An 18,519-nucleotide genomic window follows, 5' to 3' on the forward strand; every position below is an offset into this window, starting at 1 on the left:
CATTCAATTCAGCGAAAACAAATTCGGAACAGAAGCAAAACACCCACATTTGCCAGTCACGGCAAATGTGGGCGCAGAATCAACGCTTGGCTAGTCGGCCGAAGCGCCTTGCGCGGCATAGACCGGCACGACGTAAGGGCCTTCGGGGACAACCGCCACAGCAGAATCACCATGCTCTTTCACGCTCTGGCGAACCGCCTCTTCGATCGATTCGATCAGCTCGACTCCGGTGATGCGACGCTCTTCCTTGGTGAGTCCGGTGGTGTATAGCTTGACCGACCCGAGGCGCATTGGCTTGAGCTGCATTTCGGTCTGCCATTCGTCCACCTCGGCGAAGGTCTTGGCCTGCAGCATCTCAAGGAAGCGATCGGGACCCATCTCAATGAGTTTCTCCTGAGCCTGTCGAAACTCGGGCGAGCCGAATCCTTCAGAGCACTCGGAGGCGATGATGAGCGTGCCGCCCGGCTCCAGGATATCCATGGGCGTGACCATCCCTTTGACCGTCTGATAGTACGTCTTGTCCAGAGGATATCCGGCGGAAGATGTGAGCACCGTGTGGAACCGACGTGTTACCGGAACTGCCGTCGATGAGGTGACGAACTTCACTGCGTCAAGGTGGCTGGCCTTAATCTCTCCGAAATTTACGTACACCAGCGAGCGGTCCTCATCCAGCACGGTATTGAGCGAGTATATTTCGCCAATCTTGGCGCAGATTTCAAGCTGCTCTTCGTGTAACGGATTGCCGACGAGATTGCACTGTATGGCCTTCGGATCTTCCATGAACTTCGCGGCGTGGAAGGTGCGAATCGTTTCCTGATGCGCCACTCCGGGAGCGATCACCTTGCGTCCACCGGACCATCCGGCCATGAAGTGAGGCTCGACCAGCCCGGTCGCAATGCGCAGATCTGCATTGACGAAGCGGCGGTCAATTTTGATTGGAGTGCCCCGGCTGGTGCGCCCCATGTCAACGTGGTCTTCATCGTTACGAGCGAAGTGATTAGCTACGTTGACGGTCTTCAGCACCCAGCTATCGCCGACGAGTTCTTCGAGCTCGGCGCCTTCGCTTGGCCGATGCAGCCCGGTCGCGACGATGACATTGATATTGGCAGCAGGCATTCCTGCGGCCATGAGATCTTCAATCATCGGGCGCAGGAAGAGCTTGTTTGGCACCGGGCGCGTGATGTCGCAAATAAGAATGCAGGCGCTCTTGCGACCCTTGGCAAGCTCGCCAAAGGGCTTAGCCATTACGGGATGATCGAGCGCATGACGAACCGCCTTGGGCTCATCATCGATCTTGGGTAACGACAATTTGCGAATAACCGTGGGCGTGACATCTGCGGGCAGTGACACTTCCAACTGTTTGCGACCAAATGCGACTTCGACTTTGTTCTCCATCAGTGTTGCTCCTGCATTGCCACAGTAGCGGTCTGCGCCTGCAGCAACTGCTCTCGTTCCATATCCTTCGGATTACCAAACTTGCTGGCGACAAACGCAGTCGCCATGGGTACTAGGATGGCGGTAATCACTACAGAAGCGGCCACAAGAATGGTAGCGCTCTTAGCGGCTTCGGCGTATGCAGGATTGGCCGCGCCAATGATGGCCGGAACGGCGGCGGCATTGCCAGCGGTGCTGGCGGCGGCGACTCCGGCAACCCCGGTTCCACCCGTAAGGCGATCGACGAAGAACAATGCTACACCCGTAATCACTACAACGCCCACGCCAACTCCCAGACCGAGCAGGCCAGCCATCCAAACCTTGCGAAGATCGAGCGCTGCGCCAAGTCCAAAGGCAAAGAACGGAATGAGCACCAACGACGCGCGGCCAAAAAACTCACGCAACTCACCGTCGAGATTGCCGAGCAGCATACCGACGAGTAGGGGAAGAATCGCACCCAGCATGGTAGGCCAGGGGAATGCGGATAATCCGGCAACTCCGAGAGTCACCATCGTGAGAAACGGGCCGGATTCGAGCGACATCACAGAATAGGCGCCCACATCCTTTGAACTGCCGTATTCACCCATGAGCGCACAGTAGAGACCACCATTGGTGTCATTGAATGCCGCGACAATGGCCAGCGTGGAAAGCCCCATGAAGATGCCGCTGTGAATTGGCGCCTCGTGAAGCAGGTGGCCGAAGATAATTCCGAAAACTGCGCCAATCGCTATTTTCGTTCCGAAGAGAGAGCCGCCCTTCTTCAGCACGTAAGGCGTGGCTTGTACATCAATGCTGGCACCCATGCAGACGAAGAAGGCTGCAAGAATCGGCATTCCATTAAAGATGTATCCCGTAAAAGACCCAAAGAACTTTGGAGTATTCGGAAAGAACGTGTTGATGATTGCGCCGGTGAGGAGAGGAACTACCATCATGCCACCGGGAACCTTCTCGATGGCCCGCTTAATCGGAATCTGTTTCACGTAATTTAACCTTCCAGGCCCTTAAACTCTGAATTTGAAGGGTGAGTTGTTCTTGCGCTTTCTTGGACGTACCTGCCCTGCGGCAAATGCGAGTGGAAATCTGACGGGTGACATTCGATGTTGAAGCACGGAATATGTCGTGTCAACAAAAGTTCGCAGCACTGAAAATCTTTAGCAGAGCCGCACCACTATGGTGCCATCCGACAATCGGAGGCTCCCATCAGCAACGCAGGTTGATTGCTCATGTTCTACTCCAGCGGTGAATTTCGGACAACGAAGAAATTCTCTCAACAGCACCCGAAAACACCCTACTTCCAACCCCTGATCACGTAGCCCGAAAGCAATCTGGGACATCTCGAAGTTCCATGATCTTTGCGGAAAGTAGAAAACGAGCAGCCCGGTGACACCTCGTTCGTTCCTACCTCAGCCGACATGCAGCTATGTTGCCGCGATTGACATCACAATCAGCGGCGTTATGACTGAGATCATCCTTATCGGCGCTGGCAATGGCGGCAAGAGGCTGGTCGAACTGTTCTGCGCAGATCCGGCAGTAAAGATCTTAGCGGTAGTAGATAAGAACGATCGCGCACCGGGAATTGTCCTTGCACGCGAAATGGGCATACCTGTTGCGACTGGCTACAAGAAGCTGCTGGCTGGCACACGGGCTGACCTCATCATTGACGTCACGGGCGACCCTGCGGTGGCGAGAGAGTTATGTGCCATCAAGCCCGAGCACACGGAAGTGATCGGATGCAATGCTGCGTTGTTCTTGTGGAACCTGATCGAGGCGCGCAAGCAGACCGAGGCACTCGAACGTAAATATCAGCTCGCAATGCGCGAACTGGAGGCGCATTCCGATAGCGAGTTCATCATCGGGACGAATCCGAAGATGAAAGAAATATCAAACCTGATTGCGAAGGTCGCACCTACACCTACCACGGTTCTTATCCGCGGCGAGAGCGGAACAGGCAAAGAGCTTGTAGCCCGTGCGATCCATCGCGCAAGCAATGTTAGAAGCCAGCCCTTCGTTACTCTCAATTGCACCGCACTTTCCCCTTCCCTTCTGGAGAGCGAATTGTTCGGATACAAGCGCGGCGCATTCACCGGCGCTTTTGCAGACAGAAAAGGTTTGTTCGAAAAAGCACATGGCGGGACGATGTTGCTCGACGAAGTCGGTGATATGTCCGTTGAGACACAGGCTAAGCTGTTGCGAACGCTTCAGACCGGCGAAATACGCGCTGTCGGCGATGTTCACACAAAGCAGGTTTCCGTGCGGATCATCGCTGCTACCAATCGTGACATCGAAAAGGCAATCCGCGATGGTGCCTTTCGCGAAGACCTCTTCTATCGGATCAACACATTCACGATTACCTTGCCTCCACTGCGTGAACGGCTTGAGGACATTCCCTTTCTCGCCGAGTATTTTTTGCAACGCGCAAGGGCGAAGGTGAACAAGCGTGTGGACTCAATCTCGGCCGAAGCCATGAACCTGTTGCGGAGCTACTCGTGGCCGGGAAATTTGCGGGAGTTGGAAAACATCATTGAGCGCGCCGTCGTCCTCAGCTCGACACAGACGATCGATCCCGAACACTTGCCCTTGCATGTGCAAGACGTGAGCGCCGAAAAGACCACGCTCGGATTCAAGCCAGGAAAATCGCAGGTCATCGAGACATTCGAACGTCAGGCAATCCAGAACTACCTGTTGCGAGCGGAGGGCAATATCTCCCGCGCAGCGCTACTGGCTCACATACCCAGGCGAACCTTTCATCGCCTCCTCGCCAAGTATCATCTGCATGCGAGTGAGATGAAGCACCATAGTGACACTGGTGGCACACACCTGTGACCTCTATGTCCCACTACTGCAATGTGAACAATTGAATCGCCCTCAGGGCCAGCAGTTCAGAATCTTCATCACTCCAAACATAGTGGTGGGACACACGTGGCACACCCCATTTGCTTCCCAAAACACATCTATCGCGAACGCGCTTCCCAATCGCTTCAGTAACTCATTCCATTGACAACAGCTTGCATGCAGTTTCTGTGTGCAGGAAAGGCGCACGTGTGCCGTGGCATCTCGCTTGCCTTATGAATGGCAGACACTGGCGTGGCCAGTGATGTTGAGGAGAGAGCATGGCAACGATGGACACATCGCGCAAGAAGGCACGTTGGGCAGCAGGCGTTACTCCGTACGCTGAGATGGGATATTTCAATACAAACTACGAACCCAAACCGACCGATGTCTTGTGCGCGTTTCGGTTTGTACCGCAGGACACGGTAGAGCCAATCGAAGCAGCGGCGGCCGTTGCCGGTGAATCCTCGACTGCGACGTGGACTGTGGTGTGGACCGACCGGCTCACGCCTTACCAGAATTACCAGGCGAAGTGTTATCGCGTAGATCCCGTCCCCGGAACAGATCAGTACATCGCATACATCGCCTACGACCTCGATCTCTTCGAGGAAGGCTCGATCGCAAACCTCACGTCTTCGATCATCGGAAATGTATTTGCGTTCAAGGCACTGAAATCGTTACGCCTGGAAGACATGCGCATCCCGCCACACTATACGAAGACCTTCCAGGGACCTCCGCACGGCATCGTGATGGAGCGCGAGTATCTGAATAAGTTTGGTCGCCCATTGCTCGGTGCTACGGTGAAACCGAAATTGGGGCTCTCCGCCAAGAACTATGGTCGCGTCGTGTACGAGGCTCTGCGCGGAGGACTCGACTTCACCAAGGACGACGAAAATATTAACAGCCAGCCATTCATGCGCTGGCGCGATCGATTCCTGTTCTGCATGGAAGCAGTGAATCGCGCCATGGCCTCCACGGGCGAGATCAAGGGTCACTACCTCAACGTGACCGCTGCAACCATGGAAGAGATGTATGAACGCGCCGACTTCGCAAAAGAGCTTGGCAGTGTGATTGTGATGATCGATCTCACCATCGGCTATACGGCAATCCAGTCGATGGCAAAGTGGGCGCGGCGCAACGGCGTCATTCTTCATCTTCATCGCGCAGGACACGGAACCTACACACGTCAGAAGTTGCATGGAGTCAGCTTCCGCGTGATCGCCAAGTGGATGCGACTTGCCGGAGTCGATCACCTTCACGCTGGCACCGTTGTCGGGAAACTCGAAGGCGATCCCAATGCTGTTCGCGGCTACTACAACACTCTCCGATGTAACACAATTGAAGCCGATCCCATGCAGGGACTCTTCTTCGAACAGGACTGGGCTTCCATGCCTGCTGTCATGCCTGTTGCATCCGGCGGCATTCACGCCGGTCAGATGCATCAACTGCTGCACTATCTTGGCGAGGACTGCATCCTGCAGTTCGGCGGAGGAACCATCGGTCATCCCGACGGCATTGCGCAGGGCGCCACGGCCAATCGCGTTGCAACTGAAGTCATGATCCAGGCACGCAACGAGGGGCGCGACTATCTGTACGAAGGTCCGGAGATTCTCGACCGCGCTGCGCGCTGGTGCCCTGAGTTGCGCAAGGCGCTCGAAACCTGGCGCGAGGTCACCTTCGACTTCCAATCCACTGACGTTCCTGACGCAGTCGGCACGCTAACACTGTAGAGCTATCGCGGAGGAAGATGATGCGCATTACCCAGGGAACATTCTCGTATCTACCGGACTTCAAGGATGAACAGATCCTTGCCCAATTGAAGTATTGCATTGAAAACGAATGGGCCATCTCGATCGAGCACACCGATGACCCGCATCCCCGCAATTCCTATTGGGAGATGTGGAATCTGCCTATGTTCGACAGCAAGGACGCGCTGACCGTACTGGCTGCTGTAAAGGAATGCCGAAAGGAATTTCCGAATCACTACATCAAGGTGAACGGATTTGATAGCAGCAAGGGTCGGCAAACCACGGCGCTGAGTTTCATTGTGAATCGACCTTTGAGTGAGCCTGGGTTCCGTCTGGAACGCAATGAAGGGGCCGATCGGCGCGTGCAATACAGCATTCATCACCGTCACGAAATCGTGATGGAATCCTAAGAGCACCGGACAGATATGGAAACTACACAGACAGGAGAAGTGTGCCCAGTGAGCGAGACGCTGGAGTGCATCGATGTTGGAGCAGCACAACGTGATTCAAATCTCGATGAAATCCTGAATGAGATGGATCGCGAACTCGTGGGCTTGCAATCGGTGAAGGGCTACATACGACGGCTGTCGTCGCTGCTGCTGGTGGCCCGACTGCGGGAGAAGGTAGGGCTCGCGACTCAACGTCCAACGTTGCACATGAGTTTCACCGGCAATCCGGGCACAGGCAAGACAACGGTTGCGAAGCGCATGGGAACGATTCTGCATCACCTTGGATTTCTTCGCCGTGGTCATCTTGTCGTCGCAACGCGCGACGATCTTGTTGGGCAGTTCGTGGGCCATACGGCACCGAAGACGAAGGAGATGATCAAGAAAGCCACGGGTGGCGTCCTCTTCATCGATGAGGCGTATTACCTGCATCGGCCAGAGAATGAGCGCGATTACGGGCAGGAAGCTATCGAGATGCTGTTGCAGGCCATGGAGGATCTGCGCGACGACCTGGTGGTAATCCTTGCGGGTTATCCCGACCGCATGGCCGGCCTGTTTCGTAATAACCCCGGCTTCCGCTCTCGCGTTGCGCACCATATCAGTTTCCCGGATTACTCCGCAGAGGAGCTGCTTGTCGTCGGCGAGGCGATGTTGGCCGAACAGAATTACGAGTTGGACGAAGACTCCAGGCAGGCATTTGTTGAATATTTACAAATGCGAATGAATCAGCCGCACTTTGCCAACGCGCGCAGCGTGCGCAACGCCATCGATCGCGCCAAGTTACGACAGGCGGGCAGAATCGTTCAACAAGGCGGCTGTATTCCACGTCAGGAGCTGATGCGCATCTCGGCCGAAGACATTCGCCAGAGCCGCGTATTTCAAGGCGGAATCGAAGTGGCAAACTAATTGATAGCCATTGCAACTGCTCCCGGGCGGTTGCAAATGTTCATCGAGTGTAAGGAGTCCGTGATGAGAAAGCGACCAATCGTGCTGGGGATCATCGGCGACAGTGCTGCCGGTAAAACGACCGTAACGCAGGGCCTCACGCGCCTGCTCGGACCGGAACGGGTAACCCACATCTGCGCAGATGACTACCACAAGTTTGATCGCGCAGAACGTGCGGTTCGCGGCATCACGCCCCTTCATCCCGACTGCAATTATCTGGACATCCTCGAGTTGCATCTTGAGCGGGCGCACTACGGCGAGCCAATGCTCAAGCCCGTGTACGACCATCGCACGGGATCTCTGGTAAGGCCTGAATACGTGCAACCGCGCGAGTTTGTCATCGTGGAAGGACTGCTCGGCTGTCACACAGCCGCCATGCGCGCGTTCTATGACGTGAAGGTGTTTCTCGATCCGCCAGAGGACTTGCGCAGAGAATGGAAGATCAAGCGCGATACGACGAAGCGCGGATACACGCCTGAGCAAGTTTTGGCCGAACTGGTGAAACGCGAGGACGATTCCAGGGATTACATTCGTCCTCAGCGAGAACACGCCGACATCGTCGTACGCTTCTATCCCGATATGCATGCGAAGCAGGATGGCACTGACAGCCATCTGAACGTGCATCTCGTGTTGCGTCCCACGATCCCACATCCGGACCTCAGTTATTTGTTCGAGCAGAGCGTGAAGGACTCGGCGATTCGTCTCGTCATGGGTCGCGACTGCGGACGACCCGTAGATTTTCTGGAGATCGATGGCAATGTCGATCGGGAACGCGCCGAGAAATTGGAGAGCGAAATTTGGCGACATCTCCCCGGGCTTCGTTCGCTGCGCGGAGATCAGTTCGGCGAGTACAACGATCGAGGCGAAGTTCGTCACAGCGACCCGCTCGCATTGACACAGTTGCTTATTACCTTCCATTTATTGCGAGCGCATTCCGGTGATGCGCCACAGGTTTTTGCGCGTCCTATCGCGGCACTCAACCGTTTGCGAACCGTGCAGTCAGAGGAGATACGAGAGCTGGCGCGAGAAGTAAAGGTCAGTTAAAACCGCAGCTCACAAGTGAAGCCTGATTTCCAGAAGCGAAAAGCGACCCTGGAGCATCCATAGAGTTCACCTAGCAGTCTATCTGTCTGTGAATCTGCTGAAGGAGAACCAACGGATGTCCACTTGGCCCACCGCAAGCGCGCTCGACGCCAAAACTCAGGCTTTCCCGACTTTGACGCCATCGCAAATCCAACGGCTTCGCGCTGTTGGGACTTTGCGCCACTTTGAACCTGGAGACATTCTGTTTCGCCCCAGCGACAGCGGAGTGCCGTTTTTCGTTCTGCTGTCGGGAGCCATGGAGATCGTTCAACCAGACTTCAGGGGCGAGCGCTTGATCACAACTCATTCGTCTGGCGGATTTACTGGAGAAATCACGATGATCTCCGGCCAGCGCTGCCTTGTGCTCGGGCGAGTCACCGAGGCAGGAGATTTTATCGAGATCAGCGGCGACGGTCTGAGGACGCTTGTTGCCACCGACGCCGAGCTCGGTGAAGTTTTCATGCGCGCATTTATCCTGCGGCGCATCACGCTCATCAGCAGCGGCATGGGCAACGTGGTCGTGATGGGCTCGCGGCACTGTGCGAATACGTTGAAAATACGCGAATTTCTTGGCCGCAACGCGCACCCATATACATACATTGATCTCGACACAGATAAGACTTCACAGGAATTGCTGGACCGCTTCGAGGTAAAGACACACGAAGTGCCGGTGGTCATCTGCAATGCACGCACGGTGCTTCGTAATCCTACGACGCAGCAACTCGCCGACTGCTTGGGATTCAATGTCAATATCGATCAGTCGCTCGTGCGCGATGTCATCATAGTGGGCGCGGGGCCTTCGGGGCTGGCAGCCGCTGTTTATGCGGCTTCGGAGGGCTTGGACACGCTTGTGATCGAGACGCACGCTCCGGGAGGCCAGGCGGGGTCGAGCTCAAAAATTGAAAACTATCTTGGATTCCCCACCGGAATTTCAGGGCAGGAGCTTTCAGGACGCGCGCTGGCGCAGGCGCAGAAATTCGGCGCGCAGATGATGGTGGGACATGAAGTAGTACAGCTCAACTGCAAGCAGCGTCCCTATCAGATCGTTCTCGACAACGGAAGCACAGTCTCCGGACGCTCGATCGTCATCTCTTCCGGCGCCCAATACAACCAGCCCCCTATTGCCAATTTGAAGAGGTTCGAGGGGCAGGGTATTTACTACGGTGCCACCTACATGGAATCGCAGCTCTGCATTAACGAAGAAGTAATCGTAGTGGGTGGCGGAAACTCGGCGGGGCAGGCCGCCGTCTTCCTGTCGCAATCCGCCAGCAAGGTCCACATGCTCGTTCGCTCCGGAGAGCTTTCGGACACCATGTCGCGCTACCTGATCAAGAGGATCACGGACAATCCGGCGATTGAACTTCACTTCCGCACGGAGATTGTCGCCTTGCAGGGTGAAAATCAACTTGAGTGCGTCACCTGGCTGGACAAAAACACGAAAGAGACTTCGACGCACAGGATTCGACATGTGTTCATCATGGCGGGGGCTTCTCCCAGAACCGACTGGCTGCAGGGATGTGTGGCGCTGGATGAAAAGGGGTTCATCCTGACCGGGAAGGACATGGATCTATTCTCGCCCAAGGTGCTGCAGTTTCCTTGGCCGCTCACTCGGCCTCCGCAGATGCTGGAGACGAGCCTTCCGGGAGTTTTTGCTGTGGGTGATGTTCGCGCCGGCAATGTGAAGCGCGTGGCGTCAGCGGTGGGCGAGGGTGCGATCGCTGTGCACCTTGTTCATGAGACTCTGGCGGAACTTTAGGTTCCGCCTTTCCTCGAAATAGCACATCCTAGAACTGCCTCCGTAACACACTTTCGTGCCGTGCGTCACAGCTTCGCGCTTTTGTCCGCGATAAGCTTCCCCGTTCCAGGCGAATGGCATGAAAACAGCAGATTCCCGCCCACTGGTCAATCCGTGGATCGTTACCGTTGCCGTGATGCTGGCGACATTCATGGAGGTGCTCGACACAACGGTCGTGAACGTGTCGATTCCTCACATCTCAGGAAGCCTGAGTTCCACGTATGAGGAAGGGACCTGGGTTGTCACTTCTTACCTGGTGGCGAACGCCATCATTCTTCCAATGGCTGGATGGCTGGCCAGCTACTTTGGACGACGACGGATGCTGCTGGTGTGCGTGACGGGGTTCTCGATCGCTTCCCTGCTGTGCGGCGTAGCCACGAGTCTTACCCAGCTCATCATCTTCCGAGTGTTGCAGGGGCTGGCTGGTGGAGGGCTGCAGCCTTTGTCGCAGGCGATTCTATTGGAGTCGTTCCCCAAGGAAAAACATGGGCAGGCGATGGCTGCGTACGGTCTGGGAATCATTGTTGCTCCCATCATTGGCCCAACTCTAGGCGGGTGGATTACAGACAATTACACCTGGCGCTGGATCTTCTACCTCAACATCCCGGTCGGGACGTTCTCGCTGATGATGATGGCGCGATACATCCACGATCCTCCATATATAAGACGCAATCGCGATGCGGATGTGGATCTGATAGGCATGGGCTTGCTTGCGCTCGGACTCGGGTCGTTGCAGATCCTGCTCGATACAGGACAGCGGAAGGATTGGCTCGGTTCGCCGGACATTCGATGGGAGGTATTCATCTGCTGCTTCGGTCTGCTTGCGTTTCTGATACGCGAGTTGAAGGTGCAGCATCCGATTGTCGATCTAAGGGCACTCAGGGACAGATCGTTCGCGATCGGCGTGCTGCTGATGTCAGCGATTGGTTTCTGCCTGTATGCCAGCCTGGTGCTGCTGCCGCAGTACCTGGAGACATTGCTGGATTACCCCTCGATGCAAGCGGGACTGGCGCTGTCACCGCGCGGTCTGGGCGCGTTCGGGTTGACGTTTGTGGTAGGCGCAATTGCGAGTCGCATGGATGTTCGCAAGATTCTAGTGGTTGGGCTGCTGGTCGGCGGCGTAACGATGTTTATGTACTCCGGCCTGAATCTGCAAGCGGGCTATTGGGACATCTTCTGGCCGCAGATATTGCAGGGAGCTGGAATGTCGTGCGTGTTCATACCGCTTTCGGCCGCAGCGATGTCGCACATACCAAAGCAGCAGATGGGAAATGCGACCAGCATCTTCAACCTGATGCGCAATATCGGTGGTAGCGTCGGGATCGCAATGATGACGACATTCCTGGCACGCCGCCAGCAGTTTCATCAGAGCCGACTGATCGAACACATCCGCGATGGCCAACCCTCGGTTATGTCGATGCTGCACCAGTTCACGCAATACTTCGTGCTGCGCGGTTCTGATCCTGCGACAGCATCACGACGGGCATATGGTGCGATCTTCCGGCAGGTGCAGCAGCACGCCGCAATGCTTTCTTTTGTGGAAGCGTTCAAGATCATGGGATTGGTCTTTCTGGTCATGATCCCGCTGGTGTATCTGCTGAAGGATCCCAAAAAAAATGGGGTTTCCGCGAAACCGGAAAGCGCAGGCGCTACGGTCGAGGAGAATCAACCGGAACTCATCCATGCATAAAAGCCGTCCGTTTCCCTTCGCTTAGCGGTGGGAAGGTTGTGGCCCACGGGGGTTACGGACTTTAGAACGCGCGGATTGTGCGGCTGATCACATTTTTACGCAAGACTTGGCGATATGCTTCCTAACAGAAGCTAGCAGCGCTTTAAGATCACGCATTTGCCCACTCCTCATTACGAGAGCAGGCAAGCCTCCGTCGAGGCATGTATCGTCCGCGGCGGGACGGCGTGGAGATCGAAAAGAATGGTAGATGAGGCCTGTCATGCCAGATGAGGTAAAGAACGGGGCCGATAGTAGCTGGACTCCGAAGATCGTAGCGTTCGTTTGTAACTGGTGCACCTACACGGGAGCGGATCTGGCAGGAACCAGCCGTTTGAAGATGGACCCGAACGTTCGGGTCATCCGCCTGACCTGCAGTAGCCGAGTGAACCCTCTCTTTATTATCAAAGCTTTTGAACGTGGAGCCGATGGCGTAATCGTCAGTGGCTGCCACACGGGCGACTGCCACTACAGCACAGGCAACTACTATGCCCGCCGACGCTTCGCCGTTCTGCACGATCTGCTCGACTTCATGGGTGTTGAGAACAATCGAGTCACCTTCTCATGGGTCTCCGCCTCAGAGGGCAACAAGTGGCAGGAAGTCGTAAATGAGACAACGGTGCGCGTAAAGGCGCTGGGGCCATGCAGCACGGTGCAATGCCAGAAAGGCGGTGAGTAGTCCAATGAAGGAGCTACAGGAGCTCTCCCGCAAACTGCTGGGCGATGGCACGGTGAGCGTGGTGATCGGCTATGAAGAAGGGCCGCGTGGTGTGCGTCCGGCTTTCATCACGAATCCCGCGCAGGCCGACAAACTGGTATTTGATAAGCGCTGCGTACAGAACCTCGCGACGTATCTCAATCCCCGGCGCAAGCATGTGGCGCAACTCGGCAAGGCAGCAATCGTAGTAAAAGGATGCGATGCCCGCTCCGTGGCAGGACTGATTCGCGAAAAGCAGGTGAACCGCGACAACCTAGTGATCATCGCCATGCGATGCGGTGGTGTGCTGCAGGACGCTGCGGCGGATTCCGAACTGACGAGCGAGACTGTTTCAGTGCGGTGCGCAGGGTGCGACGTGCGCGAACCGAAGCTCCACGACCATTTGCTTGGTGAACTGCCGCCAGCGCCTCCGGTGAATGCGAAGCGTGCAGAGCAGATTGCGGCGCTGGAGAAGATGACCTCGGAAGAGCGCCGAAAATTCTGGGATGAACAACTGGAGCGCTGCATTCGCTGCCACGCCTGCCGCGAGGCTTGCCCCATGTGCTTCTGCGTACAGTGCACGGCAGATAAGAGCCAGCCACAGTGGATCGATCCCTCGCCCACGCTGCGCGCCAATCGCGCATGGCAGACGATGAGAGTGCTGCACCAGGCCGGGCGCTGCGTCGATTGCCTAGAGTGCGAACGCGCGTGTCCTGAGCACATTCCGCTGGGATTGCTGGCGCGCTATGTGGCCGACTCGGTGAAGACGCGATTTGATTACGCAGCCTGCGAAGACCCATCTGTGCCCGTGCCATTGGGCGTTTTCCGCACAGATGACGACGAGGAGTTCATCCGGTGACGCGCAGATTCCTGACTCACGAAAACCTGGCGCAGTTGGTGGCCAACCTTGTCGCTTCAAACATTCGCGTGATTGCCCCGGTGCGTGCTGCCGATGATGCGGCGGCGACCGATTACCACCGGATTGCAAAGCTGGAGGACGCAGCGCTGGGAGTCCGGCTGACGCGGCGTTCGCTGAAAGAGTTCTTCCTGCCCCCGAGCGAAGTGCTGCTGCAATACAAGCAGACGAAGAACGGTGTGGAGATTCGCGAGGTTTCCACCGCCGCCGCGCCACAGGTGATTCTGGGCGCAACGCCTTGCGACGTCGCCGGATTGGAAATCGTGGACAAGGTGATGAACTGGGACTATCGCGACGAGCTATGGTTCGGTCGACGCGAGGCTACCACGATCGTCAGCATGCTATGCGCAGTAATGGACAAGACGTGCTTCTGCACCGCAGTCGGGTTGGGGCCGGAGTCGTCTCGCGGTTCCGATGTGACGCTTACGCCGGTTGAGGGCGGATATGTGGCCGATGTGGTCACGGCAAAAGGCGAAGCGCTGATGCAGCGATGCGCCAGTGCTGAGATCGCGACGGAGCAAAGCGTCGCGGCGGCCGAAGCGGCACAGACGGAAGCACGCGGAAAGGTGGAGAAGAATCTGGCGGCGATTCCCGCAGAGTTCTCTACGTGGCTTGCCACACACTACGAAGATCCCGTTTGGAAGACCCTCGCGCTGCGCTGCCATGGTTGCGGAGCGTGCGCGAGTGTGTGTCCCACATGTCACTGCTTCGACATTGTCGATGAGCATGAGACGGCAGGCGAAGGCGTTCGCCGCCGCAACTGGGATTCGTGCCAGACAGGAAAATTTACCGTCCACGCCTCAGGACACAACCCACGACAGACGCAGAGCGAGCGTTTCCGGCAGAGGATCGAGCACAAGTTCTCGATCTATCCGACGCGCTTTGGCGAAATTTTGTGCACAGGCTGCGGCCGTTGCGCTCGGGTATGCCCGGGCGGGATGGACCTTCCGGAGATCGTCGGCAACCTGGTTGCTCTGTCGAAGGCTGAGTCTGAGGGGAGCGCGCAATGAACATTTACCAGCCCCATCTGATGAGGATTCGCGAGATTACCGACGAGACGGTCGATACTCGCACGTTGAAGCTCGAGTTCCAGGACGCCGCCACGGCGGAGCAGTTCAAGTTCGCCGCCGGACAGTTTGGCGAGTACTCGGTTTTTGGCGAAGGCGAGAGCACGTTCTGCATTGCTTCGCCGCCAACTCGCTCGGGGTACATCGAGTGCAGCTTTAAGGCGACAGGAAAAGTCACGCAGGCGTTGCGCAGGCTGGCGGTGGGCGACACGCTGGGCTTCCGCGGGCCGTATGGGAACCACTTCCCTCTCGAAAAGATGAAGGGACACTCGATTGTCTTCATCGCAGGAGGGATTGGACTGGCGCCGGTGCGCTGCGTCATCTGGAATGTGCTCGATCTGCGCGATCAGTTCAAAGACGTAACCATTGTGTATGGCGCTCGGAGCGTGGGCGACCTGGTTTATAAGCGCGAACTCGAAGAGTGGTCGAAGCGCTCGGATGTAAAGCTTTGCCTGGCGGTCGATCCGGGAGGCGAGACTCCGGAGTGGAAAGGCATGGTTGCTCGCATTCCTACGGCGGTGGAACAGACGCTGGCGACCGCCGAGGATACGTTCGCAGTCATCTGCGGGCCACCGATCATGATCAAGTTCACGTTGCCGGTCCTGACGAAGATTGGATTCCCCGGCGAGCGAATCTATACGACGCTGGAAAACCGCATGAAATGCGGCCTGGGCAAGTGCGGGCGTTGCAACATCGGTGCGACCTACGTGTGCAAGGACGGCCCGGTGTTCACGGCAGACCAGATTAAGGCTATGCCGCAGGAGTTCTAATGCGACGCACGGTGCGCGGAGACGAAAGGTTTTTATGAACGGCGAAACGAAACATCCAGCCGACGGAATCGAAAGAACCATCGCCGATTGCGTTGGCGTGTACATCATCGCTCCGGAACAGGACTCCTCGGTCGCGATTGACTACGACGGCCTTGCGGAACACGCGAAGACATTGGCACCCGTCAAGATTGTGCGCACAATGAAGGCGAAGTCAGTCGATCCGGAGTCGCTCGCATCCGAGTTTCGCAAAGCCAAGCTGAACTCCATTGTGGTGGCGGCGGAGCATCCGGGATTCTACAAGGCGGCGTTCACGCGGGCATTGGTGCTTGCCGGTGGAGATGCAACCCGAGTTCGGCTCGCGTCTTTTGGAGAGCGCGGGGTTGCGGCAACCACGGAGTCGGCGAAAGCAGTGCTGTCGTCGGCGATTACAGGAAAGCTTGAGGCCGCTTCGCCGGCGGTGCAACAGAGCTCGTTCAATCCGGCAACGCTCGTGGTGGGCGGCGGTGTCGCGGGAATTCAGGCGGCGCTGGAAATCGCAGAATCAGGCAACAAGGTTTATCTGGTCGAGCGCACGGGCACGATTGGCGGCCGCATGGCGATGTTCGATAAGACCTTCCCCACGCTGGATTGCGCAGCATGCATTTTGACGCCGAAGATGGTCGCCGTCGGACAGAACCCGAATATCGAGCTCATGGTGCTGTCGGAGGTTCAGGAAGTAAGCGGTAACGCTGGAGCATTCAAGGTAAAGGTGCTCAAGCATGCCACGCGCGTCGATGCCGCGGCGTGTGTCGCGTGTGGCGATTGCGCGCACTGGTGTCCGGTGACGACCACAAGCGATTTTGACATGGGAATCGCGAGCCGAAAGAGTATCTACATTCCCTTCCCCCAAGCCGTGCCAAACGCTTATATGGTCGATCCCGAGCATTGCACGTGGGTGCAGAGCGGAGGCAAGAAGTGCGGAGCCTGCGTGAAGAAATGCTCGAAGGGAGCGGTTCATCTCGACGCCCAGGATGAAGTTGTGGAGGTCGAGGTAGGCAGCATTATTGTAGCCACAGGCTATGACACGCTAGATGCGACGCGCATTGAGCGCTATGGGTATGGCAAGTATCCGAACGTTTTGACTTCACTTGAGTTCGAGCGCCTGACAAACGCTTCCGGCCCGACCGGCGGCAAGATCGTGATGAAGGCGAAGAAGCTGAACAAGCGCACGAAGACCGAAGAGTGGGTTTTCGAGCCAGACGGCCCTAAGCCGAAAGCTGTTGCCATTGTGCACTGCGTGGGTTCGAGAGATCGCAATTACAACCCTTACTGTTCACGCGTGTGCTGCATGTACTCGCTGAAATTTGCGCACCTGGTGCGCGAGAAACTTCCGGAAGCGCAGTGCTACGAGTACTACATCGACATGCGCGCCTTTGGCAAAGGGTACGAGGAGTTTCACGAGCGCATCCGCGAAGAGGGCGTTCACCTGGTGCGCGGACGCACGGCAGCGGTGCAGGAGATTGACTCGCAGCTTTACATCCATGGCGAAGACGTGTTGGCCGAGCACCTGATGACGGTTCCGGTGGACATGGTCATTCTGTCGGTTGGGCTGCAGCCCTCGCACGGCGCAGACGAGCTGGCGAAGAAGCTGGACATTCCTTGCGACGCCGATGGATGGTTCCGCGAGCTGGATTACAACGCTGAGCCGAACTCTACTTCGCGCGCTGGAGTGTATGTCGCGGGAGTTTGCCAGGGACCAAAAGATATTCCAGACACGGTAGCCCAGGCATCCGCCGCTGCGGCCGAAGCACTGCGAGCGATTGTCGGCAGCAAGGGCAAGCAACAGGACAAGAGCATTCCACAGAAGGGCGCTTGAGCCAAGCCGTCTTGCCCCCTTAGGGGCAAGACGAATAAAGGAAGAACATGGCGGTTCGCGTAAATCCGAATCTGATTGATGAACTGGAGCTCTTCGGGGCCAAGGACGTCGCCAAGTGCTACCAGTGCGGCAACTGCAGCGCTGCATGCTCGCACTCCGATGATCCATACGTTTTTCCACGCAAGTCGCTGCGCTTTCTGCAAATGGGTCTTGAGAAGCCGCTCCGGTCGGCGCTCGATCCATGGCTTTGCTATTACTGCGGCAAGTGCTCGGAACAGTGCCCGCGCGGGGCGGAACCCGGCGAGACAATGATGGGACTGCGTCGCTGGCTCACGGCCAAGTACGATTTCACCGGTCTGTCGGGGATGCTCTATCGTTCGTGGAGTTCCGAACTGGTAGCGGTTCTCGCGGTCGCACTGCTGGCCGGCGCGGGGTTCTCGATCTTCGGATTCTTCTTTGGCGGCGGCGCCCTCGCTGTCTATGACGGACCGGGTGCGTTTCTTCCGGTACACGCAATTCACACCTTCGACTGGATCATGGGTATCACTCTTGGAGTGCTGTTGTTCATCAACTGCGCTCGCATGTGGAAGTTCACCATGCGAAGCGAGCAGGCGATTCCGGTGCCGCTGGCGATGTACCTGCGTTACCTGCCTCTGCTGCCACTGCATTTCTTTACGCAGAAGAAGTTCAGGCATTGCGAAAACAAGACGCCCTGGACCAATCACCTAGTGCTGATGCTGAGCTATTTGACGATGCTTGTGCTGATCATGGTCTTCCTGCGGCAGATGCAGGCTGGGCCAGAGGTGAACTGGTACGCCCACGCATTCGGATATCTGTCGGCTATCGGATTGATCTCGACTGCCAGCTACGCGGTTTACGGGCGATTGAAGCGTGATGCCGCTTATCATCGCCACTCTCACGAATCGGACTGGATGTTCCTTGGGTTGCTCCTATTTGTCTCGATCACGGGAGTGGTGCAACACGTACTCCATCGGACGGGATTTGATGCAGCAGCAAACATCACGTATATCGTGCATTTGATGGGCGTGGTCCCGATGCTGGCTCTTGAGGTGCCATTCAGCAAGTGGTCGCACCTTGCCTACAGGCCGCTGGCAATTTACTTCGCGCAACTGCAACAGGCTGCTTACACGGAGCGGTTGGCGCATCGCGAATCGGTAGAACTGCAGCCAAGGGCTTAGGGGAACGGA

Annotated in this window: 15 protein-coding genes; 13 read left to right on the forward strand and 2 right to left on the reverse strand. The window is 56.8% G+C overall.

All coding sequences use genetic code 11. The features are described from left to right. Positions 1-90: 90 nt before the first annotated feature. Complete coding sequence (locus AC6IY8_RS12765) at positions 91-1,395, reverse strand: nickel-dependent lactate racemase family protein (protein ID WP_497774881.1); 1,305 nt, start codon at positions 1,393-1,395, stop codon at positions 91-93. Further along, on the reverse strand, positions 1,395-2,414 hold the full coding sequence (locus AC6IY8_RS12770) for a 2-keto-3-deoxygluconate permease (RefSeq protein ID WP_497774882.1): 1,020 nt from the start codon (positions 2,412-2,414) through the stop codon (positions 1,395-1,397). Before AC6IY8_RS12770 ends, AC6IY8_RS12765 begins: the two co-directional genes overlap by 1 nt. 475 nt (positions 2,415-2,889) lie before the next feature. On the opposite strand from AC6IY8_RS12770, the gene AC6IY8_RS12775 reads away from it, so the two are divergent. The 13 genes from AC6IY8_RS12775 (at position 2,890) to AC6IY8_RS12835 (ending at position 18,510) form a co-directional block, all read left to right on the forward strand. Then, positions 2,890-4,257, forward strand: a complete 1,368-nt coding sequence (locus tag AC6IY8_RS12775) for a sigma-54 interaction domain-containing protein (RefSeq protein WP_497774883.1) — start codon at positions 2,890-2,892, stop codon at positions 4,255-4,257. 287 nt (positions 4,258-4,544) lie between these two features. Beyond that, positions 4,545-5,993, forward strand: a complete 1,449-nt coding sequence (locus tag AC6IY8_RS12780) for a form I ribulose bisphosphate carboxylase large subunit (RefSeq protein WP_497774884.1) — start codon at positions 4,545-4,547, stop codon at positions 5,991-5,993. Between the two features lie 17 nt (positions 5,994-6,010). Next, positions 6,011-6,421: a ribulose bisphosphate carboxylase small subunit gene (locus AC6IY8_RS12785; protein WP_497774885.1), complete on the forward strand. Its 411-nt coding sequence runs from the start codon at positions 6,011-6,013 to the stop codon at positions 6,419-6,421. Positions 6,422-6,436: 15 nt separating this feature from the next. After that, complete coding sequence (locus tag AC6IY8_RS12790; protein ID WP_497774887.1) at positions 6,437-7,363, forward strand: AAA family ATPase; 927 nt, start codon at positions 6,437-6,439, stop codon at positions 7,361-7,363. 63 nt (positions 7,364-7,426) lie between these two features. Next, positions 7,427-8,446 carry a phosphoribulokinase gene (locus AC6IY8_RS12795; protein ID WP_497774888.1) on the forward strand — a complete coding sequence of 340 codons (1,020 nt, stop codon included), beginning with the start codon at positions 7,427-7,429 and terminating at the stop codon, positions 8,444-8,446. A 115-nt stretch (positions 8,447-8,561) separates the two neighbouring features. Next, a complete protein-coding gene (locus AC6IY8_RS12800) occupies positions 8,562-10,241 on the forward strand; it encodes an FAD-dependent oxidoreductase (RefSeq protein WP_497774889.1) in 1,680 nt (559 codons plus the stop codon). A gap of 118 nt (positions 10,242-10,359) precedes the next feature. After that, the gene (locus tag AC6IY8_RS12805; RefSeq protein ID WP_497774891.1) at positions 10,360-11,970 is read left to right on the forward strand and encodes a DHA2 family efflux MFS transporter permease subunit; all 1,611 of its coding nucleotides are present in this window, start codon (positions 10,360-10,362) and stop codon (positions 11,968-11,970) included. A 259-nt stretch (positions 11,971-12,229) separates the two neighbouring features. Beyond that, complete coding sequence (locus AC6IY8_RS12810) at positions 12,230-12,685, forward strand: hydrogenase iron-sulfur subunit (RefSeq protein WP_497774892.1); 456 nt, start codon at positions 12,230-12,232, stop codon at positions 12,683-12,685. Between the two features lie 4 nt (positions 12,686-12,689). Beyond that, positions 12,690-13,562 (forward strand): hypothetical protein, encoded by an 873-nt coding sequence (locus tag AC6IY8_RS12815; protein WP_497774894.1) that lies wholly within the window; start codon positions 12,690-12,692, stop codon positions 13,560-13,562. Next, positions 13,559-14,629, forward strand: coding sequence for a 4Fe-4S dicluster domain-containing protein (locus tag AC6IY8_RS12820; protein ID WP_497774895.1), 1,071 nt, complete (start codon positions 13,559-13,561; stop codon positions 14,627-14,629). The genes AC6IY8_RS12815 and AC6IY8_RS12820 overlap by 4 nt, the downstream gene beginning before the upstream one ends. After that, positions 14,626-15,456, forward strand: a complete 831-nt coding sequence (locus AC6IY8_RS12825) for an FAD/NAD(P)-binding protein (protein WP_497774896.1) — start codon at positions 14,626-14,628, stop codon at positions 15,454-15,456. The genes AC6IY8_RS12820 and AC6IY8_RS12825 overlap by 4 nt, the downstream gene beginning before the upstream one ends. A gap of 34 nt (positions 15,457-15,490) precedes the next feature. Beyond that, positions 15,491-17,311 carry an FAD-dependent oxidoreductase gene (locus AC6IY8_RS12830; RefSeq protein WP_497774897.1) on the forward strand — a complete coding sequence of 607 codons (1,821 nt, stop codon included), beginning with the start codon at positions 15,491-15,493 and terminating at the stop codon, positions 17,309-17,311. 47 nt (positions 17,312-17,358) lie between these two features. After that, entirely contained in the window at positions 17,359-18,510 is a 1,152-nt protein-coding gene (locus tag AC6IY8_RS12835) for a 4Fe-4S dicluster domain-containing protein (RefSeq protein WP_497774899.1), read from the forward strand. Positions 18,511-18,519 lie beyond the last annotated feature (9 nt).

The organism is Koromonas soli, assembly GCF_059726265.1.